The organism is Streptomyces sp. NPDC096079 (genome assembly GCF_040303145.1).
Lineage (GTDB): Bacteria > Actinomycetota > Actinomycetes > Streptomycetales > Streptomycetaceae > Streptomyces.
On record NZ_JBEOST010000002.1, the window covers coordinates 38363 to 64315 of the forward strand.

Sequence of the window (25953 nt, forward strand, 5' to 3'; positions counted from 1 at the left end):
ATCAGCGAACTCTTGCGCACCTTGCCGAACGGCGGGACATTGCTGCCATGACTGAGACCATCGATCACACCCCCTCCACCGCGCGGCAGGCCGATCCCTTCCCCGTGAAGGGAATGGACGCGGTCGTCTTCGCCGTCGGCAACGCCAAGCAGGCCGCGCACTACTACTCCACGGCCTTCGGCATGAAGCTGGTCGCCTACTCCGGACCGGAGAACGGCAGCCGCGAGACCGCCAGTTACGTCCTCACCAACGGCGCGGCCCGTTTCGTGTTCACCTCCGTCATCAAGGCCACGACCGACTGGGGCCGCTTCCTCGCCGAGCACGTCGCCGAGCACGGCGACGGCGTCGTCGACCTGGCGATCGAGGTGCCGGACGCGCGCGCCGCGTACGCCTACGCCGTCGAGCACGGCGCCACCGGCATCACCGAGCCGTACGAGCTCAAGGACGAGCACGGCACCGTCGTCCTCGCCGCCATCGCCACGTACGGCAAGACCCGCCACACCCTCGTCGAGCGCTCCGGCTACGACGGCCCGTACCTGCCGGGCTTCGTCCCCGCGAACCCGATCGTCGAGCCGCCGGCCAAGCGCACCTTCCAGGCCATCGACCACTGCGTCGGCAACGTCGAGCTCGGCAAGATGAACGACTGGGTCGGCTTCTACAACAAGGTCATGGGCTTCACGAACATGAAGGAGTTCGTGGGCGACGACATCGCGACCGAGTACTCGGCGCTCATGTCGAAGGTCGTCGCGGACGGCACCCTCAAGGTGAAGTTCCCGATCAACGAGCCGGCGATCGCGAAGAAGAAGTCGCAGATCGACGAGTACCTGGAGTTCTACGGCGGCGCCGGCGTCCAGCACATCGCCCTCGCCACCAACGACATCGTCGCCACGGTCCGCGCGATGCGCGCCGCGGGCGTCTCCTTCCTCGACACCCCCGACTCGTACTACGACACCCTCGGCGAGTGGGCCGGCGAGACCCGCGTGCCCGTCGAGACCCTGCGCGAGCTGAAGATCCTCGTCGACCGCGACGAGGACGGCTACCTGCTGCAGATCTTCACGAAGCCGGTCCAGGACCGTCCGACCGTCTTCTTCGAGATGATCGAGCGCCACGGCTCGATGGGCTTCGGCAAGGGCAACTTCAAGGCGCTGTTCGAGGCGATCGAGCGCGAGCAGGAGAAGCGCGGCAACCTGTAGCCGCTCCCGGTGCGGGCGATCGCCCCCCCGACGAAGTCCGGGGGGACGATCGCCCGCACGGCAGTGCGCACCGCCCATCGCCCCCCCGGGCGCGAGCCCGTACGGGGGTCAGGCTCGCGTCGGGGTGGGCGCCGGGCGCCCGCCCGGCGCCCGTTCCGGCTCCTGACGCAGCTCCGCCGGGAGTTCGTCCGGGAGGTCGCCCAGCGCCGCCAGCGACTCCTCCGCCTTCCGGGCGTGGACGGGGGAGAACACCGGGTTGATCCGCAGCGCCTCCGCCAGGTGCCGCCGGGCCGGGGCCGACTGGTCCAGGGCCCGTTCGATCTCGCCCCGGTGGTACGTGAACAGCGCGCTCCGCACCCCCTCCTCCGTGGCCCGTCGCGCGTACCCCAGCGCCTCCTTCGACGCCCCCGAGCGGTGCAGCGCCCACCCGAGGGCGTCCGCCGCCCGCACCGACCGGTGCCCCCGCGCCCATTCCGCGCGCATCCGGGCCGCCGCGGCCGCCGGGTCGCCGTGGTCCGCGTCCAGGAGCGCCAGCGGCACCTCCGCGCCCGTCCACGAGCCCGTCCGCAGCCGCTCGTACAGCGCCCGCGCGTCCCCGTCGAGGCCCAGCGACTCGTACAGCTCGCCCGCCTCCAGGAGGTACTCCGGCAGCGGCAGCCGGGCGAGGGCCGTCCGCCAGCCGCGCACCGCCTCCTCCGAGCGGCCGAGGGCCGCGAGGGACCGCGCCCGGCCCGCCAGCGCGGGCCCGTGGTCCGGTACGAGCCGCAGCGCCGCCCCGTACTGCCCGAGCGCCTCCTCCGGCTCGCCCCGCTCCCAGGCCAGGTCGCCGAGGCGGGTGAGGGCCGCCGTCTTCTCCGGGTCCGTCCCGGCGAGCGCGAGCGCGTCGAGGGCCGCCGCGTCGGCGTCCTCACGCCAGCCCCGGTCGCGATAGCTCTGCGCGGCCCTGCCCCGTACCACCGCGCCCGCGTGGAGCTTCTCCAGGTTCTCCATCGCCTTGCGCGCCGAGGCGTACTCCCCGAGGCCGTCGTACGCGTCGATCAGCACCGGGTACACCGTCCACCGGCGCGGATCGGCCTTCCGCACCCGCTCGCCCCACTCCTTGGCCGTCCTCCAGTCGCCCCGCGCCGCCGCGAGCGCCCCGAGCCCCAGCTCCGCCTCCGGGTTCCCGCGCGCGGCGGGCCGTTCGGCGAGCGAGCGGCGCAGCGCCCGCTCGGCCCGCGGATAGTCCCGTACGTCTCCGAGCCGGCCGCCCCGCTCCGTGTACGCCGCGCCCAGCTCCGCCCAGGACGCCTCGTCGTCCGGATGGGCCCGCAGCCACGTCTCCCGGTCGGCGATCAGCGCGGCCAGGTCCGGGAGCGAGGCCTGCGCGCCCGCGTGGGCCGCGATCACCGCCCGTTCCGCGGGGCCGGGCGGGGCCGGCGGGCCCTGGCCCAGGAACTCCGGCGCGTACAGCAGGGCCGTCGCCGCGAGCACCGCGCCCACCCCGGCCGCCAGGACGGTCCTCGACACGTTCTCGGTCTTCATGGCGCTCACTGTGCGCCCGCCCCCGGCTGTACGAAGAGCACACGAAGCGCCCGCTCCGGCGGGTTCACACCGATGGCGGCGGGTGCCACGCTGGACGCATGGACGATCTTCAGAAGGACGACCTCACGGCGCGGCTGCGCGCCGGACTCCCCGCCGACGCGGTCCTCACCGACCCCGACGTGACCGCCTCCTACGCGCGCGACATGGCGAGCTTCTGCGCGGCCGGAGCCCCCGCGGCCGTCGTGCTCCCGCGCACGGTCGACCAGGTCCGGCACGTCATGCGCACCGCGACCGAGCTCCGCGTCCCCGTGGTCCCGCAGGGTGCCCGCACGGGCCTGTCGGGCGGCGCCAACGCCTCCGACGGCTGTGTCGTGCTCTCCCTCGTGAAGATGGACCGCATCCTGGAGATCAACCCCGTCGACCGGATCGCCGTCGTCGAACCGGGCGTCGTCAACGCCGTGCTGTCCCGCGCCGTCGCCGAACACGGCCTGTACTACCCGCCGGACCCCTCCAGCTGGGAGACCTGCACCATCGGCGGGAACATCGGCACCGCGTCCGGCGGCCTGTGCTGCGTCAAGTACGGGGTCACCGCCGAGTACGTGCTCGGTCTGGACGTCGTCCTCGCCGACGGGCGTCTCCTCCGCACCGGCCGGCGCACGGCGAAGGGCGTCGCCGGATACGACCTGACCCGGCTCTTCGTCGGCTCCGAGGGCAGCCTCGGCATCGTCGTCGGAGCCGTCCTCGCGCTCAAGCCGCAGCCGCCGGCGCAGCTCGCGCTGGTCGCCGAGTTCCCCTCCGCTGCCGCCGCCTGCGAGGCCGTCTGCACGATCATGGAGCGCGGCCACACCCCTTCGCTGCTGGAGCTGATGGACCGCACCACCGTCCAGGCGGTCAACAAGCTGGCGCACATGGGGCTGCCGGACACCACCGAGGCGCTGCTCCTGTGTGCCTTCGACACCCCGGACCCGGCCGCCGACCTGGCCGCCGTCGGGGAGCTGTGCGCGGCGGCGGGTGCCACCGAGGTCGTCCCGGCCGCGGACGTCGCCGAGTCCGAACTGCTCCTCCAGGCCCGCCGGCTCTCCCTCACCGCCCTGGAGACGATCAAGTCCGCGACGATGATCGACGACGTGTGCGTGCCGCGGACGCGGCTCGCCGAGATGCTCGACGGCACGGCGGCGATCGCGGAGAAGTACCACCTGACCATCGGCATCTGCGCGCACGCGGGGGACGGCAACACCCATCCCGTCGTCTGCTTCGACCACACCGACGAGGACGAGTCGCGGCGGGCGCGCGAGTCCTTCGACGAGATCATGGCGCTCGGGCTCGCCCTCGGCGGCACGATCACCGGCGAGCACGGCGTGGGCGTCCTCAAGAAGGAGTGGCTGGCACGGGAGCTGGGGCCGGTCGGTCTGGAGGTCCAGCGCGGGATCAAGGCCGCCTTCGACCCGCTGGGGCTGCTGAACCCCGGAAAGCTCTTCTGACGTCCCGTCCGGGGGCGCCGGGTCACAGGTCGCCGTCCTGGGACTCGTCCGACGGCCACGGGTCGCGCAGCCACAGCTCGTCGGCGACCACGGTGGTCGCCAGGATCTCCGCGAGCCCGTCGTCGATGCCGAGCCGCTCCGACTCGGTGCCCGGCGGCACCGCGCGCAGGGTCCGCTCCAGCCAGGCGGACACCTGCGCGGAGGGGGCTTCGAGCAGCGCGTCGCCGTCGGGCGAGGAGAGCGCCATCAGGACGACGCTGCGGCCCTCGACCTTCGTCGGCCAGATGCGCACGTCCCCGTGCCCGCAGGCCCGGAAGACGCCCTCGACGAGCAGTTCGCGCGCGAAGGTCCAGTGGACCGGGTGGTCGGTGCCGACGTGGAAGGTGATGTGGACGGCGTACGGGTCGTCGGTCCGGTAGGCGAGCCGGGCGGGGACGGGGACGGAACGCTCGGGGGAGAGCACCAGCTTCAGTTCCAGCTCGCGCTCGACGGTGGTGTTGTCGGTGTTCTGCATGTCCTGCTCCTTCTCGCGGACGGGCCCCGGGTGGGCCTTCATCCGGAGAGAGCGGGGTGGACGCGGTTCATTACGCGGGTTCGGGAAGTTTTTTTCGGGAAGTTTCCGGGGAGGTCTCCGGGAGCGCCTTCCGCGCGGGATGTATCGGCCCGAACATCACCGGGAGTGATGGATTCCGGTACGCGTCCCCCCGAAGGCGGCCTTTCTCGCGGGCTCCTTCTCCCCTCGGGGACGTTCTTCGTTACTGTCCTCCTTGGGCGCGGCACGCCCGGCGAGCGGCCGTGCGGATCAAAGGCGTTGTGACTGAACGGAGTCGGGGCAGTGGCTACTCCTCCTGGAGGCGGCGGAGAGGTACCGCAGGCGGGGTACTACCCGGACCCGTCCATTCCCGGATACATCCGGTACTGGAACGGGGGCGCGTGGGTGCCCGGCACGAGCCGGCCCGCCCCCGCGGACGGCGAGGCTCCGCCCCACCCGCCCGCGGGGGCGATCCCCGCGGGCCCGCTCCTGGCCTCCAGCCCGGCCCCGGCCCCGATGGCGGCACCCGCATGGGTGGAAGAGCCCGCGCATCCGGTGGGCCCGACGCACCCGCTGGAACCGACGCACCCGCTGGACCCGACGCGGCCCGTGCAGTCGGCCCCGTCCGTGCAGCCCGCCCGGTCCGTTCAGCCCGTCGAGCCGGCACCCGGCCGGCCCGCTCAGCCCGGTCAGTCGGCGGCGCCCGCCCATCCCGCGGCCCCTGCCCACCAGGCGGTGGCCGCCCCGATCACGGCCCCGGCGCACGCCGACACGCCCGCGCACGTGCCCGCGCAGGCGCAGGCCCCCGCCCCCGTACCCGCCGTGGAGGAGACCGGGCCCGTCTTCTTCGACGAGGAGGAGCCGCTCGCGCCGGAGCCCGCGTCGGCCTGGCAGGCGGACTCCGCCCGCCAGACGGGGTTCGGCGGCGAACGCGATCAGAAGGTCTCCTGGGGCGCGCCCCGTGCGGCCGATCCGCGCACCCCGGCCGAGTGGCCGGTCGCCGGCGCGAGCGAGCCGGAGGAGGCGCGGGCGGCCGCCGCCCCGGCGCCCGTCGCCGACCCGCGGATGCCCGGGGGAGCGGCCCGCCTCGGCGGCATGCCCGTCACCCCGATCCCGACGCCCTCCCCGGAACCCCAGCCGCAGCCGGAGCCCCAGCCGCAGCCCCGACCCGCCCCCGCCGCGGCCGCCCCGGCACCGGCCCCCGCCCCGGTCCAGACTCCGGCCCCCGCCCCCGTACCGTCGGCGCCGTCCACCCCCTCGTGGGCCCAGCAGCCGCAGCCCCGGCCCCAGGAGCAGCAGCCTCCCGTCGTCCCGTGGAAGCCGCCCGTCGAGGACGTCTTCCAGCAGGCGGCCCGCGCGCAGGCCTCCGCGCGCCCCGCCGGTCTCGGCCGGCGCCTGGTGGCCCGGCTGATCGACAGCGTCGTCCTGGGCGCACTGGCCGGCGCGGCGGCCCTGCCCTTCGTGACCGCGGCCGTCGACCACATCGAGGAGAAGATCGAGGCGGCCCGGCAGTCCGGGACCACCGTCCAGGTCTGGCTGCTCGACGGCACGACCTCCGTCCAGTTCGGCATCGCGCTCGCCTCGCTGTTCGTCATCGGCGTCCTGTACGAGGCGCTGCCCACCGCCAAGTGGGGGCGCACGCTGGGCAAGAAGCTGTGCGGGCTGGAGGTGCGGGACATCGAGGGGCACCAGCCGCCGACGTTCGGGAAGGCGCTGCGCCGCTGGTTCGTCTACAGCGTCCTCGGGCTCCTGGCGATCGGAGTCCTCAACGTCCTGTGGTGCCTGTTCGACCGTCCGTGGCGGCAGTGCTGGCACGACAAGGCGGCGGGTACGTTCGTGGCGCGCTGACGGACCGTCCGGGGGCGCCGCGTCCCCCGAACGGGCGGTGATTCCTTGCGGGGCGGTCCGGCCCGGGATGCACTGCCCCCATGAGCACCGACCAGCCGCCGCCCGGCCAGCCGCCCGACGACGACCCGTTCAGCAAGAGGCCCCCGGAGCCGCCGCCGGAAGGACAGCCGCCGCCGGGAGGACAGCCCCCGCCCGGCGGCCCGCCCCCGGGAGGCCCGCCCCCGGGAGGCCCGCCCCCCGGCGGCCCCCCGCCAGGCGGCCCGTACGGCTCCCCGCCTCCCGGCGGACCCCCGCCCGGCGGCCCGTACGGCTCACCGCCCCCTGGCGGACCCCCGCCGGGGAACCCGTACGACAACGTGCCCCCGCCCCCACCCCCGTACGGCGGCGGCTACGGCGGCGGTTACGGCGGGAACGATCCGCTCTCCGGCATGCCGCCGCTCGCGGACACCGGGCGCCGGGTCCTCGCGCGGCTCATCGACTGGGTGATCGTCGCGGTGCCGCTCGCGATCATCGGCATCCCGTTCGACATCTACCGGCGGGCGACCGAGGACGGCAACGACTTCGGGGACACGGTCAACAGCCTCAACGGCGGCAGCCAGCTGGTCTTCCAGCTCATCACGATCGTCGCGTACGTCGCCTATGACACCGTGCTGACGGCGAAGAACGGCCGGACCATCGGCAAGAAGCTGATGAAGCTGCGGGTCGCGATGCTCAACGACGGGTCGACGCCCCCGATGAGCCAGTCGCTGCTGCGCGCCGTCGTGCTCTGGCTGCCGGCGCTGATCTGCTGCGCCTGCCTGTGGCCGCTGCTCATCCTCATCCTGATCGTGGTCGACAAGCCCTACAAGCAGGGCCTCCACGACAAGGCGGCCAAGACCGTGGTGGTGAGCGTCCCTCAGTAGCGGAGGTCCGGCACGATCCGGCGATACGGACGAAGCATCACGAACCGATCCGGGTATCGGCCCCCGCGCCCACGCGCTCGGCCGGCACCCGGATCGCTTCGTCCACCGGGGTATTGACGGGCCGCTCGCGCCCCGGCATCGTCACGGCCACCAGGGTGCCGAGCAGCAGGCCGGCGGCACAGATCACCGCGATGCCCAGGGTCGTCGTCGTACCGGAGAGCAACAGCAGGGCGACGGTCGCGAGGACGACGGTGGCCGAACCGTAGGTGAGCTGTGCGGCGTTCGGACGCTGCATGACGGGTACCACCCCTCGAGACTTCCTCGACTCTACGACGGTGGATGCCCGGGCGGTGTGACAGGTAAGCGTGACCTCACCCACGCCGCCGGTGCACGGGGGGCGCACGGGGTCACGAAATCGTCAAGCTTCCTTCACGGTGCGCCCGCGAAGCGTTCGATTATCGGAAACCTGGTCCTGCATAGTGCAGTTGACCCGTGCAAGTCAAGATCTGTCTTTTCTGGTTGCACTCCGGTCGAATGTCGTCACTTGTGACGCGCGACCCCGCCGGACGGACACCCCACCTTCGGTCCGAGGGCGTGGGCGCCGGGGAGGACAACTTCAAGTGACCAACAGACGACGGGCCATAGCGTCCGCAGTCGTCGTGGCGCTCGCGGCCACCGCCGCCACCGCTTCGACGTTCACCACCGCCTGGGCCGATGACAAGGGTCCCGGCGTGCCGGCAGGCATGCAGACCGTCGACAAGACGACGGTCGACCACGACCTCGAAGGTCCCTTCAGCGACCAGCAGGAGCAGCAGCGCAAGGCTGCCCTGGAGCGGGTCATGAACGGTGACGCGAAGCTCGAGAACCGGGGCGGCTCGCAGGTCGTCAAGCTCGGCGCCAAGAAGTACGTCGAGCTCGGCCGCGAGAAGACCGACAAGATCTTCACCATCCTCGTCGAGTTCGGCGACCAGGTGGACAACACCACCCTGGTCGACCGCAAGGACGACGACACGCCGGACCTGAAGCCGAAGTACGGCGGCACGCCCGGCCCGCTGCACAACCGCATCGCCCAGCCCGACCGGAAGAACGACAACTCCACGGCCTGGCAGGCGGACTACAACCAGCAGCACTTCCAGGACCTGTACTTCGGTACCGGCAAGGACAAGAAGGGGCAGCCGAAGCAGTCCCTGAAGACCTACTACGAGCGGACCTCGTCCGGTCGCTACTCGGTCGACGGCACGGTCTCCGACTGGGTCAAGGTCCCGTACAACGAGGCCCGTTACGGCTCGAACTACTGCGGCCAGACCAACTGCGCCAACGTCTGGGACACCGTCCGCGACGGCCTCAACGCCTGGGTCGCCGACCAGAAGGCCAAGGGCCAGACCGACGCCCAGATCAAGGCCCAGCTGGCCACGTACGACCAGTGGGACCGGTACGACTTCGACGGCGACGGCAACTTCAACGAGCCCGACGGCTACATCGACCACTTCCAGCTCGTGCACGCGGGCGAGGACGAGTCGGCCGGCGGCGGCGCCGAGGGCAAGAACGCCCTGTGGGCCCACCGCTGGTACGCCTACGGCACCGACGCGGGCAAGACCGGCCCGTCGAACAACAAGGCCGGCGGCACCCCGATCGGCAACACCGGCATCTGGGTCGGCGACTACACGATGCAGCCGGAGAACGGCGGCCTCGGCGTCTTCGCCCACGAGTACGGCCACGACCTCGGTCTGCCGGACCACTACGACACCGCGGGCGGCGAGAACTCCACCGGGTTCTGGACCCTCATGTCCTCCGGCTCCTGGCTGGGCCAGGGCAAGGACGCCATCGGCGACCTGCCCGGCGACATGAGCGCCTGGGACAAGCTCCAGCTCGGCTGGCTGAACTACGCCAAGGTCAACGACTGGCAGCGCGGCACCAAGACCACCCACAAGCTGGGCGTCTCGGAGTACAACACCAAGAACCCGCAGGCGCTCGTCGTCGAGCTGCCGAAGAAGCAGGTCACCACGGACATCGTCGCCCCCGCCGAGGGTGCGTCGCAGTGGTGGAGCAACATGGGTGACGACCTCAAGAACACCCTGACCCGCTCCGTCGACCTCACGGGCAAGACGTCCGCCTCCCTGGAGCTCCAGGGCTGGTACGACATCGAGCTGGACTACGACTACCTCTACACCGAGGTGTCGACGGACGGCGGCGCCAACTGGACGGCCGTGAACGGCACCGCCGACGGCGTGCCGATCCCGAAGGACGCCTCCGGCGCTCCGGCGCTGACCGACGTCTCCGGCGCCCACAAGAAGCTCGTCTACGACCTCAACGCGTACGCGGGCAAGAAGTTCGACCTCCGCTTCCGCTACCAGACGGACGGCGGCGCGGGCGGCAAGGGCTTCACGGCCGACGCCATCACCCTCAAGGCCGACGGTGCCCCCGTCTTCTCGGACAACGCCGAGAACGGTGACAACGGCTGGGTCGCCAAGGGCTTCTCGCGTGTCGGCAAGGGCTTCACGAAGGAGTACGAGCAGTACTACATCGCGGAGAACCGCCAGTACGTCTCGTACGACGCGACCCTCAAGACCGGCCCGTACAACTTCGGTTTCACGGGTGACAAGGCCGGCTGGGTCGAGCACTACGCGTACCAGAACGGTCTGCTCATCTGGAAGTGGGACCTGTCCCAGAAGGACAACAACACCTCCCAGCACCCGGGCGCCGGTCTGGTCCTCCCGATCGACTCGCACCCGAGCCCGCTGAAGTGGGGCAACGGCGAGCTCATGCGCAACCGTGTCCAGGCGTACGACTCGCCGTTCACGATCGCCCGCACGGACGGCTTCCAGCTGCACAACAAGGACGTCGCCACGTGGGTCCCGTCGCAGGCCGGCAACCCGACCTTCGACGACCGCAAGGGCGTCTACTGGTTCGCCGAGAACCCGCGCGCCGGTGTCCAGGTAACTGACACCAACACCAAGATCCAGGTCGTCAAGGAGCCGAAGGATGGCCAGACGATCACGGTTCAGGTCGGTCCCTCGACCAAGTAATTCATAGAACCGCAGGTCAGACCATGATCGGCCGTCGCCCTCTAGCGGGCGGCGGCCGATCGTGTTTAGGTGCGTCTGACGCAAGTCTTATTGACATCTGATCCACGGGGGAGTGGTTCCGCATGCCCAACGGAGGGTTCTGCAAGCTGCCGGGCGGCAGTGTCGTCGTCGCGATAGGGCTGCCCAGCCCGGCCGGCGACGGCGCCACCGTCCGGTTCCTGGTCCACGCCGCCAACCGTGCCCGCGCCCTGACCCGGCTGCGGAACCTGGGGCTGCGCGCGGTCTACCTCCGGGGCAACAGCGAGCCGCCCACCCCCGACGAGGTCACCGCCGTGCTGCACCACCCGGACGGCCTGCTGTGGAGATCCACCCCGGGCGCCGCCCAGGAGCTCTGGCACCCCGTGAGGTCCCTCCCGAAGGAGCCGGCCGCCTAGGAGGACCTCAGGGGCCCCTGGGAGGACCTCAGGCCACGACCGGCTTGCCCGTGAGCCGCACGCCCGCCGTGCGGAGCTCCTCCAGGGCCCGGTCCGTGGTCTCCTCGGCCACGCCGGCCGTCAGGTCGAGCAGGACCTGGGTCACGAAGCCCTCCCGGGCCGCGTCCAGGGCCGTGGCCCGGACGCAGTGGTCGGTCGCGATGCCGACCACGTCGACCTCGGTGACGTCCCGCGCGCGCAGCCAGTCCGCGAGCGTCCGCCCGTTCTCGTCGAAGCCCTCGAAGCCGCTGTACGCCGCGGAGTACGCGCCCTTGTCGAAGACGGCGTCGATCGCCCCGCTGGCGACGGCGGGCGCGAAGTTCGGGTGGAAGCCGACGCCCTCCGTGCCGGCCACGCAGTGCACCGGCCAGGAGGACACGTAGTCCGGCTGCTCGCCCGCCGGGGCGAAGTGCCCGCCCGGGTCGACGTGGTGGTCGCGGGTGGCGACGACGTGCCGGTAGGAGGTGCCCGCCGTCTGGCCGACCAGGTCGGTGATCGCGGCGGCGACGTCCGCGCCCCCGGTCACCGCGAGGCTGCCGCCCTCGCAGAAGTCGTTCTGAACGTCCACAACGATCAATGCGCGGTGCATGGCGGGTGTCCTTAGCGCGTCGGAAGGGAGATGTTCGAGCCTAGAGACTTCCCCCTCCGTTCGGGAGGGGGCGTCCCCGAGGACTCCTACACGTACTCGGTCGGCAGGACCGGCTCGCCCCGCGACAGCTGGATCGCCGACATCGGCAGCCCCGAGCGGGCCGCGATGTGCCGCGCCCTGGCGGCCTCCAGCGGCTCGCGGGCCACCACGTCGCCGCTCTTGACCAGCTCCACGAGCAGCTGGTGCTCGGCGAGCTCCGGCGGGACCGGGCCGGTGCCCAGGACCTCCGCCTCGGCGACCCCGGCCGCGTCGGGCCGCCGGGCCGCCCACTTGCGCCCGCCGACGGAGGCCTTGCCGCCCACCGACTTCTTGGCCACCGGCACCAGGGGCGCCTTCGGATCGGCCGAGGCGGCCCGGGCGACCAGCTTGTAGACCATGGAGCAGGTCGGGTGGCCGCTGCCGGTGACCAGCTGCGTGCCCACCCCGTACGCGTCGACCGGGGCCGCGGCGAGCGAGGCGATGGCGTACTCGTCGAGGTCCGAGGTGACGACGATCCTGGTGTCCCGGGCGCCCAGCTCGTCGAGCTGCGCCCGCACCCGGTGCGCGACGAGCAGCAGGTCGCCCGAGTCGATCCGTACGGCCCCCAGCTCGGGTCCGGCGACCTCGACGGCGGTCCGGACGGCCTCGGCCACGTCGTACGTGTCGACCAGCAGGGTCGTGCCGCGCCCGAGGGACTCCACCTGGGCCCGGAAGGCGTCCCGCTCGCTGTCGTGGAGCAGGGTGAAGGCGTGGGCGGAGGTGCCGACGGTCGGGATGCCGTAGCGGAAGCCCGCCGCGAGGTCCGAGGTGGAGTCGAAGCCGCCGACGTACGCGGCGCGGGAGGCGGCGACGGCCGCGAGCTCGTGGGTGCGCCGGGCGCCCATCTCGATGAGGCGCCGTCCGCCGGCCGCGGCCGACATGCGGGAGGCGGCGGCGGCGATGGCCGAGTCGTGGTTGAGGATCGAGAGGATCACGGTCTCCAGGAGCACGCACTCGGCGAAGGAGCCCTCGACGCGCAGCACGGGGGAGCCGGGGAAGTACACCTCGCCCTCGGGGTAGCCCCAGATGTCGCCGGAGAAGCGGTAGCGGGCGAGCCACTCCAGGGTGGGCTCGTCGACGATGGCCCGTTCCCGCAGGAAGCCCAGGACGGCGGGGTCGAACCGGAAGTTCTCGACGGCGTCCAGGACCCGGCCGACGCCCGCGAGGACGCCGTAGCGGCGCCCCTCGGGCAGCCGCCGGGTGAAGACCTCGAAGACCGAGCGCCTCTCGGCGGTGCCGGCCCGCAGGGCCGCCTGGAGCATGGTCAGCTCGTACTGATCGGTGAAGAGCGCGGTCGACGGCACGTCCACCGGCAGCCCAAGGTCCGCAGCGTTCATGTCAGCGATGCTAGCGCAGAAATCGTCAGATTGACGAATAGGGGGTCCGGAACGGCGGGTCGGGGGTGTGCGGCCGAATAGCGGGTCCCCGCACGTGCCCCGTTTGCGCGACCGGCCCCCAGGGGTGACAACATGGTGTGAGTGAGCGTCGCGCCTATTGAGATCGAACGTACGGAATCGGCCGAGGAGGTCTCCGCGGTCGTCGAACCCGACGTGCCCTGGGTGACCCTCGTGCACAACGATCCGGTCAACCTGATGAGCTATGTCGAGTACGTCTTCCAGTCGTACTTCGGATACTCCAAGGACAAGGCGCACAAGCTGATGCTCGACGTGCACAACAAGGGCCGCGCGGTGGTCTCCAGCGGCACCCGCGAGGAGATGGAACGGGACGTGCAGGCGATGCACGGCTACGGCCTGTGGGCGACCCTCTCCCAGGACCGCTTCTGATGGCCGGGCACTTCGAGCCGCTCCCCGGCGGCGGCGCGGCCGTCGCGCTCGACGACGTCGAGATCTCCATCCTCCGCTCCCTCGCCGTGCAGCTCATGGAGCTGATCGGCCCGGGCGACGAGCCCGACGCGGACGCCGACCCGCTGGCCGCGCTCTTCGCCGAGGGGCCCAGCGAGCCGCCGTCCGACCCCGCCCTGAAGCGCCTGTTCCCCGACGCGTACGGGGACGACAGCGAGGAGCTGCGGGCGGCCGCGTCCGACTTCCGCCGCTACACCGAGAACGACCTGCGGGCCCGCAAGCGCGAGGACGCCCTCGCGGTCGTGCGCGCCCTGGACTCCCTCTCCGCCGAGGCGGCCGGGGAGGGCGGAGCCGTCCTCAAGCTCACCCCGGACGAGTCCCGGTCCTGGCTCGGCGCGCTCAACGACCTCCGTCTGACGATCGGGACCCGCCTGGAGGTCACGGACGACGAGGAGAGCGAGCGGCTGTACCGGCTGCCGGACTCCGACCCGCGCAAGCCGATGGTGATGGCGTACCTCTGGCTGGGCGCGCTCCAGGAATCGCTCGTCGCGACCCTGATGGCCTGACCCGTTCGCACGCCGTTCGCTCAGCGGACGCTCAAATCCGGATAACGAATGCGTTATCAGAGCGTCCGCCTGGCCATCTTGCGTGCCCTTTGTCCGTATTTTTTTGTGGTGCGCGCCACATCCAACCCCCTCGATCACCCGTCAAGCCGTGATAAATCTTCACGACCACTCGGGCACGCCACCCCTGTTCCCGAGGGCGCTTGGGCCGGCTGACCGCCGGTAGCACTCCATCCACATCCGGGGGGATCAGGATCTGATCCGCAGCAGACGCACTCGCAGTCGCGCGGATCAGCATGGAGAAAGGCGCACCACCATGACCTCAGTGCAGGTCGACAAGCAGCACGACGGCAATGAGGCCGCGGACTCCGCCTCGGGCGAGGGTTACCACCGGGCACTCGGCGCCCGGCAGATCCAGATGATCGCGATCGGCGGTGCCATCGGCACCGGGCTCTTCCTCGGCGCGGGCAAGGGCATCTCCATCGCGGGACCCAGTCTGATCCTGGCGTACGCCCTCGCGGGCCTCGTCATCTTCTTCATCATGCGGGCGCTCGGCGAGCTCCTCATGTACCGCCCGGTGTCGGGCTCCTTCTCGGAGTACGCCCGTGAGTTCATCGGACCGTTCGCGGGCTTCGTGACCGGCTGGACGTACTGGCTCTTCTGGGTCGTCACCGGCATCACCGAGGTCACCGCCGCGGCGACCTACATGACGTACTGGTGGGACATCCCGCAGTGGTTGTCCGCCCTCGTCTTCACCGTGATCCTCTACGGCGCCAACCTGATCTCCGTGAAGCTCTTCGGTGAGCTGGAGTTCTGGTTCTCCATGGTCAAGGTCACCGCGATCATCGGCATGATCCTGATCTGCGCCGGCATCCTCACCCTCGGCTTCTCCGACGCCGGCGACACCGCCTCCGTCACCCACCTGTGGGACCACGGCGGCTTCTTCGCCGGCAAGGACGGCATCTTCTCCACCCTGATGACCCTCCAGATGGTCATGTTCGCCTTCCTCGCCGTCGAGCTCGTCGGCGTCACCGCGGGCGAGTCGAAGGACCCGAAGACGGTCCTGCCGAAGGCGATCAACACCGTGCCGTGGCGCATCGCCGTCTTCTACGTCGGCGCGCTGATCATGATCCTGTCGGTCGTCCCCTGGACCGAGTTCAAGCCGGGCGTCTCGCCGTTCGTCGCGGCCTTCGAGAAGATGGGCCTCAGCGTCGGCGCCGCGATCGTCAACTTCGTCGTCCTGACGGCGGCCCTGTCCTCCTGCAACTCGGGCATGTACTCCACCGGCCGCATGCTGCGCGACCTCGCGCTCAACGGCCAGGGCCCGAAGGTCTTCACGAAGCTGACCCGGTCCGGCACCCCGCTGGTCGGCACCACCGTCTCGGCCGCGCTGATGATGGTCGGCGTCTGGATCAACTACCAGTGGCCCGGCGAGGCGTTCAACTACGTCGTCTCCTTCGCCACCATCTCCGGCATGTGGGCCTGGATCGTCATCCTGATCTGCCAGATCCGCTACCGCCTCAAGGCCGACCGCGGCGAGCTGCCCCAGTCCTCGTTCAAGGCGCCGGGCGGCATCTGGTTCAGCATCTTCTCGCTCGCCTTCATCGGCATGGTCGTCGTGACCATGGGCATGGACAAGGACAACCGGGTCGCGCTGTACGGCGCGCCGGTGTGGGGCCTGATCCTGGCCGTCTCGTACCTGGTCCTCAAGGCCCGCAACCCCGAGGGCGCGGCCTTCGCCAAGCGCTCCTGACCTGCTAGGTCTCACCATTCGGGCCGTCTCGTACCAAACCTCGGTACGAGACGGCCCGTCTGCTTATCCTGTCGGCATGCTGACCATCACCCGGGCCCTGTACGACCAGATCGTGGACCACTCCCGAGCGGACCACCCCGACGAGGCCTGCGGCGTGGTCGCGGGCCCGGTCGGCAGCGGCCGCCCCGAGCGGTTCATCCCGATGCTGAACGCCGCCCGCTCGCCCACGTTCTACGAGTTCGACTCCGCGGACCTGCTCAAGCTCTACCGCGACATGGACGACCGGGACGAGGAGCCCGTCATCGTCTACCACTCCCACACCGCGACCGAGGCCTACCCCTCCCGCACCGACATCTCGTACGCGAACGAGCCCCAGGCCCACTACGTCCTGGTCTCCACCGCCGACACGGACGGCGCCGGCCCCTTCCAGTTCCGCTCCTTCTCGATCGTCGAGGGCGTGGTGACGGAGGAGGAGGTCAAGGTCGTGGAGTCCTACGAGTAGGACGCGTCCGCCGCCGTCGTGCGGAACCGCGCCGGACGGGCGGAGGGCGTCACCCCGAAGTGCCCGGCTTCGTCCCCGGGGCTTCGGGACCACCATCCGCGAGTCGTCGTCCTGGCCCGAGTGAGACACTGGCCGGGACCAACGGGCGGCAGGACCCAGGAAGCCGGTGCGAATCCGGCACGGTCCCGCCACTGTGACCGCCTCCCCGTGGAGGCGGAAGCCAGGAACTGACCTGCCGCCTCTCACCGCCGATCGGGGACGTGGAAATCCCCGGAGGAGGCAATCCGCCATGACCCGGCTCCGCCGCGCCCTGCTGCCCGCCGCCCTCGTCACCCTGCTCGCCGGCTGCGCGGCCCCCGCCGAACCGGCCCCCGAGGCGAAGCCCGCGCCGGGATTCCCGTACACCGTCACCAACTGCGGCGTGACGACCACCTACCAGGCCCCGCCGCGGCGCGCCGTCACCATGAACCAGCACGTCACCGAGGTCATGCTCGCCCTCGGCCTGGAGAAGTCGCTCGTCGGCACCGCCTACCTCGACGACGCGGTCCTCCCCGCCTTCAAGAAGGCGTACGACGGCGTCCCCGTCCTCGCGAAGGAGTACCCCTCCAAGGAGGCCCTCCTCGCCGCGAACCCCGACTTCGTGTACGGCGGTTACTCCTCCGCCTTCGACGCCAAGGCCGGCCGCGGCCGGGACGACCTGAAGCGCTCCGGCATCGCCACCCGCCTCAACACCGAGTACTGCCCCTCCGGTTCGACCTCCCTCGACGACCTCTACCGCGAAGTCCGCGAGACCGGCCGCACCTTCGGCGTCCCCGACCGCGCCGAGACCTGGATCCGCGGCGCGAGGACCACCGTCGCCGCCACCGAGAAGCGCCTCAAGGGCGTCAGCCCGGTCTCCGTCTTCGTCTACGACAGCGGCGACAAGACCGCCTTCACCGCCGGCGGCAAGGGCATCGGCAACGAACTCATCCGCCGCGCCGGCGGCCGCAACGTCTTCGCCGACCTCGACAAGACCTTCGGCGACGCCACCTGGGAACAGGTCCTCGACCGCCGCCCCGACGTGATCGTCATCTACGACTACGGCACCACCACCGTCGCCCAGAAGAAGCAGCGGCTCCTCGACGACCCCGCCCTCAAGGACGTCCCCGCGGTCAAGAACCGCCGCTTCGCCGTCCTCCCGCTCTCCGACACCGTCCTCGGCGTCCGCGTCCCCGCCGCCGTCGACAAGCTCGCCGCCCAGCTCCACCCGGCCGGCCGATGACCACCGCCGCCCTCACGGGCGGGACCCTGGCCCCCGCGCGCCCCGCCCGGTACGCCCTCGTCGTCACCGGCCTCGTCCTCGCCCTCGCCGCCGCCTGCCTCGCCGCGCTCGCCCTCGGCTCCGTCCGCGTCCCGCCCGGCCAGGTGCTCGACGCCCTCACCGGGCGGGCGGGCCCCTCGCCGTCCCGGACGATCGTCCTCGACGTGCGCCTGCCCCGGGTCCTGCTCGGCATCGTCGTCGGCGCCGGGCTCGCCGTCGTCGGCGCCGTCCTCCAGGCCCTCGTGCGCAACCGGCTCGCCGACCCCTTCCTCCTCGGGATCTCCTCCGGGGCCTCCGCCGGCGCCGTCCTGGTCCTCGTCGTCGGCATCGGGGGAGGGATGACCACCACGATCGCCCTGCCCACCGGAGCCTTCGCCGGCGCCCTCCTCGCCCTCGTCCTCGTCTACGGGCTCGCGCGCCGCGGCGGGACCATGACCGGCGCCCGGCTCGTCCTCGCCGGAGTCGCCGTCTCGTACGTCCTCTCCGCCCTCGCCACCCTGCTCCTCGTCGTCGCCGGCCGCCCCGAGCAGTTCCAGGAGGCGCTGTACTGGTCGCTCGGCGGCCTCGGCAGCGCCCGCTGGGACACCCTCGCCCTCCCCGCCGCCGTCCTCACCCTCGGCGTCGCCGTCCTCCTCGCCCTCGCCCGCCCGCTCGACCTCCTCCTCACCGGCGAGGAGGGCGCCACCGTCCTCGGCCTCGACACCGCCCGCTTCCGCGCCGGCGTCTTCGTCCTCGCCTCCCTCGTCACCGCCGTCATGGTCGCGGCGAGCGGAGCCGTCGGCTTCGTCGGCCTCATGGCCCCGCACGCCGCCCGCCTCGCCGTCGGCGCCCCGCACCGCCGCCTCCTCCCGGTCGCCGCGCTCGGCGGGGCGCTCGCCCTCGTCCTCGCCGACCTCGGCGCCCGGACCGTCGCTGCGCCCCAGGACATCCCCGTCGGCGTCCTCACCGCCCTCACCGGCGGCCCCTTCTTCCTCTGGCTGATGCGCCGCCGCCCGGAAGGAACGACCCCGTGACCGCCTCGCGCCCCCCGGAAGGAGCGCCCGCGTGACCGAGCTCCAGCTGCGCGGACTCTCGTACGGGGACCGGCTCCGCTCCGTCGACCTCACCGTCCGCCCCGGCGAGACCGTCGGCCTCATCGGACCCAACGGCAGCGGCAAGACCACCCTCCTGCGCTGCGTCTACGGCACCCTCGCCCCCACGGCGGGGCACGCCACGCTCGACGGCGACGACCTCCACGCCCTCGGCCCCAAGGGCCGCGCCCGCCGCGTCGCCACCGTCCCCCAGGACAGTGCCACCGAGTTCGAACTCACCGTCCGCGAACTCGTCGCCCTCGGCCGCTCCCCGCACAAACGGTTCTGGGAGGGCGACACGGGCGACGACCACGCGCGCGTGGCGGCCGCCCTCGCCCGCGTCGGCCTCACGGACCTCGCCGACCGCCCGTACCCCACCCTCTCCGGCGGCGAACGCCAGCGCGCCCTCGTCGCCCGCGCCCTCGTCCAGGACCCGGCCCTCCTCGTCCTCGACGAGCCGACCAACCACCTCGACATCCGCCATCAGCTCGACGTCCTGGCCCTCGTCCGCACCCTGGGCACCACCAACCTCCTCGCCCTCCACGACCTCAACCTCGCGGGGGCGTACTGCGACCGCCTCTACGTCCTGGAGCGCGGCCGGCTCGTCACCGGCGGCACCCCGGCCGAGGTCCTCACGCCGGCGCTCCTGGCGGCCGTCTACGGGGTGGACGCCGAGGTCATCCCGCATCCGAGGACGGGGAGGCCCACCGTCCTCTTCCAGCCCGTTCCGGCAGGCGGTCAGAAATCATCCACCATGTGAGATCACATTCCGAAACCCGGACCGGGAATCGATACGATGAGCCCATGGTTTCCCACGACGTGAGCGAAGAGACTCCGAGCACCACCGTGCTTGTTGCGCGCCTGCACGTCGACCTGTGCCGCCTCGCCAGCGCGATCTGTACCTCACCCACCGCGCCCTGAGCGACACCTCACGCGCCGCGCTCCGAGCGACCGGCCGAGCGCCCTCACCGTACGACCCCCTCCGCGCGGGGCCACAGAAGCGCGCCCAGCACGCCACTTCCGACAGGAGCCCACGCCATGGCCATCGAGGTCCGCATCCCGACCATCCTCCGCACCTACACCGACGGCGAGAAGGCCGTCGAGGGCAGCGGTGAGACCCTCGCCGAGCTCTTCACCGACCTGGAGGCGCGCCACCCCGGGATCGAGGCCCGCATCGTCGACGGCGGCAAGCTCCGCCGCTTCGTCAACGTCTACCTCAACGACGAGGACGTCCGCTTCCTCGACGGCATCGACACCAAGCTCACCGACGGCGACAACGTCACGATCCTGCCGGCCGTCGCCGGCGGCATGGTCTGATCCACATGCGTTACGACTCCTCGCTGGCCGCGGTCGGCAACACGCCGCTGGTCCGCCTCCCCCGGCTCTCGCCCTCGGACGACGTCCGCATCTGGGCGAAGCTGGAGGACCGCAACCCGACCGGCTCGGTCAAGGACCGCCCCGCGCTCCACATGATCGAGCAGGCGGAGAAGGACGGCCGCCTCACCCCCGGCTGCACCATCCTGGAGCCGACCAGCGGCAACACCGGCATCTCCCTTGCCATGGCCGCCAAGCTCAAGGGCTACCGCATCGTCTGCGTCATGCCCGAGAACACCAGCGAGGAGCGCCGCCAGCTGCTCGCCATGTGGGGCGCCGAGATCATCTCGTCCCCCGCGGCCGGCGGCTCCAACACCGCCGTACGCGTCGCCAAGGAGCTCTCCGCCGAGAACCCCTCCTGGGTGATGCTCTACCAGTACGGAAACCCCGACAACGCCGGCGCGCACTACGCCACCACCGGCCCGGAGATCCTCGCCGACCTCCCCTCCATCACCCACTTCGTGGCGGGCCTCGGCACCACCGGGACCCTGATGGGCGTCGGCCGCTACCTGCGCGAGCACAAGCCCGACGTGAAGATCGTCGCCGCCGAGCCGCGCTACGACGACCTCGTCTACGGCCTGCGCAACCTCGACGAGGGCTTCGTCCCCGAGCTGTACGACGCCTCCGTCCTCACCACCCGCTTCTCGGTCGGCTCCGCCGACGCGGTCACCCGCACCCGGGACCTCCTCCAGCAGGAGGGCATCTTCGCGGGCGTCTCCACCGGCGCGGCCCTGCACGCGGCCATCGGCGTCGGAAGGAAGGCGGTCAAGGCCGGCGAAACCGCCGACATCGCCTTCGTCGTCGCCGACGGCGGCTGGAAGTACCTCTCGACGGGCCTCTACACGGCCAAGACGACGGAGGAAGCGATCGCCGCGGTCCAGGGCCAGCTCTGGGCGTGAGGCCGCGAGGCCCCCGGCGCCCCCGGCGCCCCCGCACCACCCGCGTCAGGGCCGGGTCCGGCCCGTCCGGCACGCACGCTCGCCGCACGGCCGGAACACCCAAGTAGCTCCGCTACGAGGGCGTCCCGGCCGCACGCCGATCGCACGCACCGGACGACCCGGCCTGATCCGACACGAATGGTCGGACAGGCCCTAGCGCGCGAGATGGCGGACCTGGTCCCACACGACCGGGTCCGCCTCTCCCACCCGGCGCCGGAAGCCCGACACCGGCACCCGCCGCAGCTCGTCCGTCTCCAGGAAGCTCGGCCGCCCCTGTGCGTCGCCCACGGAACCCGGCGGCAGCGCGATCACCCCCGGCCGCTCGTCGTGGTACTTGCTGGTGATCTTGGCGACGAGCGCGCTGTCCCCCCGCACCACCAGCACCAGACAGGGCCGGTCCTTCGACCCGGGCCCGTCCTCGAAGGGCACGTCGGCCCACCAGATCTCCGCCGCCCTCGGCGCCCGCCCCGGCCGCGCCGGAGCCCTCGCCGGTCCCGCCGGCCTCGTCGGCCGCCCCGGCGGCCGGGTCCGGCCCGCAGGCCGCCGCGCAGGGCGCCCGCGCCGACCCCCGGACCTCGTCCCGGGGAACCCCCGGGCGAGCACCACCACCAGCGCGATCACCACGACCGCGACCAGCGCGGGCCACCACGACGTGTCCATACCTCAAGAAGGTACCGGGGGGCGCCCCACCCCGCCGCCGCGCCCCGGCATCCATCCGAACCGGTGACAGAGCCCGTGAGTTCGCCCACAACGGGCCACCACGGAGGAGCGGCGGGCCCGGGTGCGCCGTACGCTCGACAGACCGCACAGCCTCCCCTCCCTCAGCGCGCTTTCCGCACCCGTCCACGGAGGTTCACGCTCCATGAAGCTCACCGTCGTCGGCTGCTCGGGGTCGTTCCCGTCCGCGGACTCGGCCTGTTCGAGCTACCTCGTCGAGGCCGACGGCTTCCGGTTGCTCCTCGACATGGGCAACGGCGCCCTGGGCGAGCTGCAGCGACACATCGGTCTGTACGACCTCGACGCGATCTTCCTCAGCCATCTGCACGCGGACCACTGCATCGACATGTGCGGGTACTTCGTCGCCCGCTACTACCGGCACGAGGGCGGACGCTGCGACGCCATCCCCGTGTACGCCCCCGAGGGCGCCGAGCAGCGCCTGACCACGGCCTACGCCGACACCCCCTCGCCGTCCTCGATGAGCGAGGTCTTCGACTTCCGCACGCTGGCGTCGGGCTCCTTCGAGATCGGCCCGTTCTCCGTCCGTACGGAGAAGGTGTGCCATCCGGTCGAGGCGTTCGGCATCCGGGTCGAGCACGCAGGCCGTTCGCTGACGTACTCCGGCGACACCGGGGTATGCGACGCTCTGGACGAGCTCGCCGAGGGCACCGACCTCTTCCTCTGCGAGGCCTCCTTCACCCACGGCAAGGAGGACGTCCCGGACCTCCACCTCAACGGCCGGGAGGCTGGAGCGCAGGCGGCCCGGGCGGGGGTGGGGCGCCTCGTCCTCACCCACATTCCGCCGTGGACGGACGGCGAGCGGAACCTGCGGGACGCGCGCGAGGTGTACGCCGGGCCTTCGGAGCTGGCGCGGCCGGGCGCGGTGTACGAGATCTGAGCGCGCGTACGTCCGACACGGGGAAGGCCCCGGAACCGTCGAGGTTCCGGGGCCTTCCGCCGTACGGGCGAGGCTCACGCCTTGGTGAGGTCCTCGATCTCCTCGTCGGGCTCGCGGCCCGGCGTCGGGAGGTTGAACTTGGTGATCGCGAAGCGGAAGACCACGTAGTAGATCGCCGCGAAGACGAGACCGATCGGGATGATCAGCCACGGCTTGGTCGCGAGGTTCCAGTTCAGCAGGTAGTCGATGCCGCCCGCGGAGAAGGTGAAGCCCGCGTGGACTCCGAAGGCCCAGGTGACGGCCATGGAGACGGCGGTGAGGACCGCGTGGATCGCGTACAGGACCGGCGCGATGAACATGAACGTGAACTCGATCGGCTCCGTGATGCCGGTGACGAAGGAGGTCAGCGCGAGCGACACCATCATGCCCATGACGGCCTTGCGGCGCTCGGGGCGGGCGGCGTGCGCGATGGCGATGGCGGCGGCCGGGAGGCCGAACATCATGATCGGGAAGAAGCCCGACATGAAGATTCCGGCGCTCGGGTCACCGGCGAAGAAGCGGTTGAGGTCACCGTGGACGACCTCGCCGGCGGCGTTGGTGAAGTCGCCGATCTGGAACCAGGAGACGGTGTTCACGAACTGGTGCATGCCGACCGGGATCAGCGCGCGGTTGATGAGACCGAAGAGGCCGGCGCCACCGGCGCCGAGGCCGGTCATCCACTCGCCGAAGCTGGAGATGCCCTCGCCGATCGGCTCCCAGACCAGGCCGAAGACGACGCCGACGGCGGTGCCGACGAAGGCCATGATGATCGGGACGAGACGGCGGCCGTTGAAGAAGCCGAGCCAGTCCACCAGCTTGGTGCGGTGGAACCTCTGCCACAGGACGGCGGAGAGCAGACCCATCAGGATGCCGCCGAGGACGCCCGGGTTGTTGTACGTCGCGGCGACGTCGACACCCTTGTTGGCGGTCGTGTTGACCACGGCCTCGGTGATGGGGAAGGCCTTCAGCACGTTGCTGTAGACCAGGAAGCCGACGAGCGCGGCCAGGGCGGTGGAGCCGTCCGCCTTCTTGGCGAAGCCGATGGCGACACCGATGCAGAAGAGCAGGGGCAGGTTGTCGAAGACCGCGCCGCCGGCCGTGGCGAACACGGAGGCGACCTTGTCCCAACCGAGTCCGTCCTTGCCGAAGACGTCGGGCTGGCCGAGACGGAGCAGAATACCCGCGGCCGGCAGCACGGCGATCGGCAGCTGCAGGCTGCGACCGACCTTCTGCAGGCCCTGGAACAGGCCGGATCCGCGCTTCTTCGCGGGAGCGGCGGCCTGGGCGGTGGCCGTACTCATCAACTTCCTCCAGTAAGGCAAGGCGCCGCCCGGGACAGTGAACACGGGGGGAGGGCGACGTCTCGTGGAACGCGGTGGTCTGGACCGCGTGGTCTACACCAATGAGTGGTGTAGACCAGTTTTAGCACGTGAGACTTAGATAAGGAACCTGCGAATTCTGTGGGCTCAGCCATAGCTGGAAATGCACGACATAAGGCCCCCGGACGGTCAGGTCCGGGGGCCTTCGATGGGCCTTACGAGGGGGTCGAAAGCCCCGAAACGGTCACCCTCCGAGGGGTGACCGAGGGGCTACTTGACGTTGTCGCGCTCGATCTCCGCCTCGATCTCCTCCGGCTCGCGGCCGGGCGTCGGGAGGTTGAACTTGGTGATCGCGAACCTGAAGATCGCGTAGTAGACGATCGCGAACCCCAGACCGATCGGAACGATCAGCCATGGCTTCGTCGCCAGGTTCCAGTTGATCACGTAGTCGATCAGGCCGGCCGAGAAGCTGAAGCCGTCCTTCACGCCGAGCGCCCAGGTCAACGCCATCGAGACGCCGGTCAGGACGGCGTGGATCGCGTACAGCACGGGCGCGATGAAGAGGAACGAGTACTCGATCGGCTCGGTGATGCCCGTGACGAACGAGGTCAGGGCCACCGAGAGCATCATGCCGCCGACCGCCTTGCGCCGGTGCGGCTTCGCGGTGTGGGTGATCGCCAGCGCCGCCGCCGGCAGCGCGAACATCATGATCGGGAAGAAACCGGTGGTGAACTGGCCGGCGTTCGGGTCGCCCGCGAGGAACATGGGGATGTCACCGTGGACCACCGTGCCGTCCGGCTTCGTGAACGTGCCGAACTGGAACCAGATGGGCACGTTCAGGAACTGGTGCAGGCCGATGACGAGCAGCGCGCGGTTCGCGACGCCGAAGATGCCCGAACCCCAGGAGCCCAGCCCGACCAGCCAGTCGCTGAAGTTCTCCAGCGCGTCGCCGATGGGCGGCCAGACCCACAGGCACAGCGAGGCGAAGGCGATCGCCACGAAGGTCATGATGATCGGCACGAGCCGGCGGCCGTTGAAGAAGCCCAGCCAGTCGACCAGCTGCTTCCGGTGGTACCTCTGCCAGAACCAGGCCGCCATCAGGCCCATGACGATGCCGCCGAAGACACCCGGGTTCTGGTACGTGTACCCGCTGAAGACCTGCTCCGGCGCGAGGCAGCCGCCGTTGATGTCCACCGTGCCCGACGGACAGGTCTTCGGGAACTGCCGCAGCACGTTGTAGTAGACGAGGAAACCGACCACCGCGGCGAGCGCGGTCGAGCCGTCGGCCTTCTTCGCCATGCCGATGGCGACGCCGATGCAGAACAGCAGGGGCAGGCCGAGATTGCCGTCGAGAAGCGCGCCGCCCGCGCCCGCCATCACCTTCGCGACGTTGTCCCAGCCCAGTCCGTCGGCGCCGAAGACGTCCGGCTGCCCGAGCCGGTTGATGATGCCGGCGGCCGGAAGGACGGCGATGGGGAGCTGGAGGCTCCGGCCCATCTTCTGGAGGCCCTGGAAGAACCCGCCCCAGGACAGGGACTTCTTCGGTTTCGGTGCGGCCGCGGCGCTGTCCGTACTCATCGGCGTCCTCCCTGCCCGGAACATGCCGGGTCCGCATCTCGTTGCACACTGGTGTAGACCAGTTGCGATAGGCTCCGGGAGCCCGCAGAGGACAGGCCGCCGGTGATCGTCATCATTCGGCAGAACGGCTGCACTCGCTCGCGAAGTTGAGCCAACCGTGGGTTACCGTGACAAAGCGGACCGTCGGTGCGCAGAACGGACAGGGAGAAACACATGGCCAGCAAGGCTGAGAAGATCGTCGCCGGCCTCGGCGGCATCGACAACATCGAAGAGGTCGAAGGCTGCATCACCCGCCTGCGCACCGAGGTCATCGACGCCGGCAAGGTCGACGAAGCAGCCCTGAAGGCCGCCGGCGCCCACGGCGTCGTCAAGATGGGCACCGCCATCCAGGTCGTCATCGGCACCGACGCCGACCCGATCGCCGCGGAGATCGAAGACATGATGTGATCCACCG

Annotated in this window: 26 protein-coding genes and 1 riboswitch; of the genes, 18 read left to right on the forward strand and 8 right to left on the reverse strand. The window is 71.2% G+C overall.

Going from position 1 to position 25953, the window contains the following annotated elements:
* Nucleotides 1-47: 47 nt before the first annotated feature.
* The gene (gene hppD, locus ABTY59_RS04155) at nt 48-1193 is read left to right on the forward strand and encodes a 4-hydroxyphenylpyruvate dioxygenase (protein WP_352017348.1); all 1146 of its coding nucleotides are present in this window, start codon (nt 48-50) and stop codon (nt 1191-1193) included.
* Between the two features lie 108 nt (nt 1194-1301).
* Here hppD and ABTY59_RS04160 read toward each other — a convergent pair whose 3' ends face one another.
* Nucleotides 1302-2717: a tetratricopeptide repeat protein gene (locus ABTY59_RS04160; RefSeq protein WP_352017349.1), complete on the reverse strand. Its 1416-nt coding sequence runs from the start codon at nt 2715-2717 to the stop codon at nt 1302-1304.
* Nucleotides 2718-2815: 98 nt separating this feature from the next.
* On the opposite strand from ABTY59_RS04160, the gene ABTY59_RS04165 reads away from it, so the two are divergent.
* The gene (locus ABTY59_RS04165) at nt 2816-4198 is read left to right on the forward strand and encodes an FAD-binding oxidoreductase (RefSeq protein ID WP_352017350.1); all 1383 of its coding nucleotides are present in this window, start codon (nt 2816-2818) and stop codon (nt 4196-4198) included.
* A gap of 22 nt (nt 4199-4220) precedes the next feature.
* Here the strand turns inward: ABTY59_RS04165 and ABTY59_RS04170 are convergent, their stop codons facing one another.
* Nucleotides 4221-4712 (reverse strand): SsgA family sporulation/cell division regulator, encoded by a 492-nt coding sequence (locus tag ABTY59_RS04170; protein ID WP_352017351.1) that lies wholly within the window; start codon nt 4710-4712, stop codon nt 4221-4223.
* 321 nt (nt 4713-5033) lie between these two features.
* Between ABTY59_RS04170 and ABTY59_RS04175 the strand changes: the two genes are divergently transcribed.
* A complete protein-coding gene (locus tag ABTY59_RS04175) occupies nt 5034-6578 on the forward strand; it encodes an RDD family protein (RefSeq protein ID WP_352017352.1) in 1545 nt (514 codons plus the stop codon).
* 80 nt (nt 6579-6658) lie between these two features.
* Nucleotides 6659-7480, forward strand: a complete 822-nt coding sequence (locus ABTY59_RS04180; RefSeq protein ID WP_352017353.1) for an RDD family protein — start codon at nt 6659-6661, stop codon at nt 7478-7480.
* A 37-nt stretch (nt 7481-7517) separates the two neighbouring features.
* Here ABTY59_RS04180 and ABTY59_RS04185 read toward each other — a convergent pair whose 3' ends face one another.
* Nucleotides 7518-7775: a hypothetical protein gene (locus ABTY59_RS04185; RefSeq protein WP_352017354.1), complete on the reverse strand. Its 258-nt coding sequence runs from the start codon at nt 7773-7775 to the stop codon at nt 7518-7520.
* A gap of 325 nt (nt 7776-8100) precedes the next feature.
* On the opposite strand from ABTY59_RS04185, the gene ABTY59_RS04190 reads away from it, so the two are divergent.
* Together ABTY59_RS04190 and ABTY59_RS04195 are read left to right on the forward strand one after the other, a co-directional pair.
* A complete protein-coding gene (locus tag ABTY59_RS04190; RefSeq protein ID WP_352017355.1) occupies nt 8101-10506 on the forward strand; it encodes an immune inhibitor A domain-containing protein in 2406 nt (801 codons plus the stop codon).
* Between the two features lie 122 nt (nt 10507-10628).
* On the forward strand, nt 10629-10940 hold the full coding sequence (locus tag ABTY59_RS04195) for a hypothetical protein (RefSeq protein ID WP_352017356.1): 312 nt from the start codon (nt 10629-10631) through the stop codon (nt 10938-10940).
* Between the two features lie 28 nt (nt 10941-10968).
* Here ABTY59_RS04195 and ABTY59_RS04200 read toward each other — a convergent pair whose 3' ends face one another.
* A complete protein-coding gene (locus ABTY59_RS04200) occupies nt 10969-11568 on the reverse strand; it encodes a nicotinamidase (protein ID WP_352017357.1) in 600 nt (199 codons plus the stop codon).
* 86 nt (nt 11569-11654) lie between these two features.
* Complete coding sequence (locus ABTY59_RS04205; protein WP_352017358.1) at nt 11655-12983, reverse strand: nicotinate phosphoribosyltransferase; 1329 nt, start codon at nt 12981-12983, stop codon at nt 11655-11657.
* Between the two features lie 141 nt (nt 12984-13124).
* Between ABTY59_RS04205 and clpS the strand changes: the two genes are divergently transcribed.
* The 10 genes from clpS to ABTY59_RS04255 all read left to right on the forward strand — a co-directional run bounded on the left by clpS (nt 13125) and on the right by ABTY59_RS04255 (nt 20909).
* Nucleotides 13125-13430: an ATP-dependent Clp protease adapter ClpS gene (gene clpS, locus ABTY59_RS04210; RefSeq protein ID WP_041129438.1), complete on the forward strand. Its 306-nt coding sequence runs from the start codon at nt 13125-13127 to the stop codon at nt 13428-13430.
* On the forward strand, nt 13430-14014 hold the full coding sequence (locus tag ABTY59_RS04215) for a DUF2017 domain-containing protein (RefSeq protein ID WP_352017359.1): 585 nt from the start codon (nt 13430-13432) through the stop codon (nt 14012-14014). Before clpS ends, ABTY59_RS04215 begins: the two co-directional genes overlap by 1 nt.
* Nucleotides 14015-14327: 313 nt before the next feature.
* Nucleotides 14328-15764, forward strand: coding sequence for an amino acid permease (locus tag ABTY59_RS04220; RefSeq protein WP_352017360.1), 1437 nt, complete (start codon nt 14328-14330; stop codon nt 15762-15764).
* Nucleotides 15765-15840: 76 nt separating this feature from the next.
* Nucleotides 15841-16266 carry a M67 family metallopeptidase gene (locus ABTY59_RS04225; RefSeq protein ID WP_352017361.1) on the forward strand — a complete coding sequence of 142 codons (426 nt, stop codon included), beginning with the start codon at nt 15841-15843 and terminating at the stop codon, nt 16264-16266.
* Between the two features lie 133 nt (nt 16267-16399).
* Nucleotides 16400-16516: riboswitch (cobalamin riboswitch) on the forward strand.
* Nucleotides 16517-16555: 39 nt separating this feature from the next.
* Nucleotides 16556-17527 carry an ABC transporter substrate-binding protein gene (locus ABTY59_RS04230; RefSeq protein ID WP_352017362.1) on the forward strand — a complete coding sequence of 324 codons (972 nt, stop codon included), beginning with the start codon at nt 16556-16558 and terminating at the stop codon, nt 17525-17527.
* Nucleotides 17524-18579, forward strand: a complete 1056-nt coding sequence (locus ABTY59_RS04235; protein WP_352017363.1) for a FecCD family ABC transporter permease — start codon at nt 17524-17526, stop codon at nt 18577-18579. Before ABTY59_RS04230 ends, ABTY59_RS04235 begins: the two co-directional genes overlap by 4 nt.
* Nucleotides 18580-18610: 31 nt before the next feature.
* Entirely contained in the window at nt 18611-19396 is a 786-nt protein-coding gene (locus tag ABTY59_RS04240) for an ABC transporter ATP-binding protein (RefSeq protein WP_352017364.1), read from the forward strand.
* A gap of 44 nt (nt 19397-19440) precedes the next feature.
* Nucleotides 19441-19557, forward strand: coding sequence for a putative leader peptide (locus ABTY59_RS04245; protein ID WP_352017365.1), 117 nt, complete (start codon nt 19441-19443; stop codon nt 19555-19557).
* A gap of 117 nt (nt 19558-19674) precedes the next feature.
* Entirely contained in the window at nt 19675-19953 is a 279-nt protein-coding gene (locus ABTY59_RS04250) for a MoaD/ThiS family protein (protein WP_352017366.1), read from the forward strand.
* Nucleotides 19954-19958: 5 nt separating this feature from the next.
* On the forward strand, nt 19959-20909 hold the full coding sequence (locus ABTY59_RS04255) for a PLP-dependent cysteine synthase family protein (RefSeq protein ID WP_352017367.1): 951 nt from the start codon (nt 19959-19961) through the stop codon (nt 20907-20909).
* A 192-nt stretch (nt 20910-21101) separates the two neighbouring features.
* On the opposite strand, the gene ABTY59_RS04260 is transcribed toward ABTY59_RS04255, so the two are convergent.
* Nucleotides 21102-21608 (reverse strand): type II toxin-antitoxin system PemK/MazF family toxin, encoded by a 507-nt coding sequence (locus ABTY59_RS04260; protein WP_352017368.1) that lies wholly within the window; start codon nt 21606-21608, stop codon nt 21102-21104.
* A 202-nt stretch (nt 21609-21810) separates the two neighbouring features.
* Here ABTY59_RS04260 and ABTY59_RS04265 point away from each other — a divergent pair, with 202 nt between their 5' ends.
* Nucleotides 21811-22563 carry an MBL fold metallo-hydrolase gene (locus tag ABTY59_RS04265; RefSeq protein ID WP_352017369.1) on the forward strand — a complete coding sequence of 251 codons (753 nt, stop codon included), beginning with the start codon at nt 21811-21813 and terminating at the stop codon, nt 22561-22563.
* A gap of 74 nt (nt 22564-22637) precedes the next feature.
* On the opposite strand, the gene ABTY59_RS04270 is transcribed toward ABTY59_RS04265, so the two are convergent.
* Together ABTY59_RS04270 and ABTY59_RS04275 are read right to left on the reverse strand one after the other, a co-directional pair.
* Nucleotides 22638-23903 (reverse strand): PTS transporter subunit EIIC, encoded by a 1266-nt coding sequence (locus ABTY59_RS04270; RefSeq protein ID WP_352017370.1) that lies wholly within the window; start codon nt 23901-23903, stop codon nt 22638-22640.
* Between the two features lie 288 nt (nt 23904-24191).
* Nucleotides 24192-25499: a PTS transporter subunit EIIC gene (locus ABTY59_RS04275; protein ID WP_352017371.1), complete on the reverse strand. Its 1308-nt coding sequence runs from the start codon at nt 25497-25499 to the stop codon at nt 24192-24194.
* 213 nt (nt 25500-25712) lie between these two features.
* Between ABTY59_RS04275 and ABTY59_RS04280 the strand changes: the two genes are divergently transcribed.
* Nucleotides 25713-25946: a PTS sugar transporter subunit IIB gene (locus tag ABTY59_RS04280; protein ID WP_107439586.1), complete on the forward strand. Its 234-nt coding sequence runs from the start codon at nt 25713-25715 to the stop codon at nt 25944-25946.
* The last annotated feature ends 7 nt before the right edge of the window (nt 25947-25953 follow it).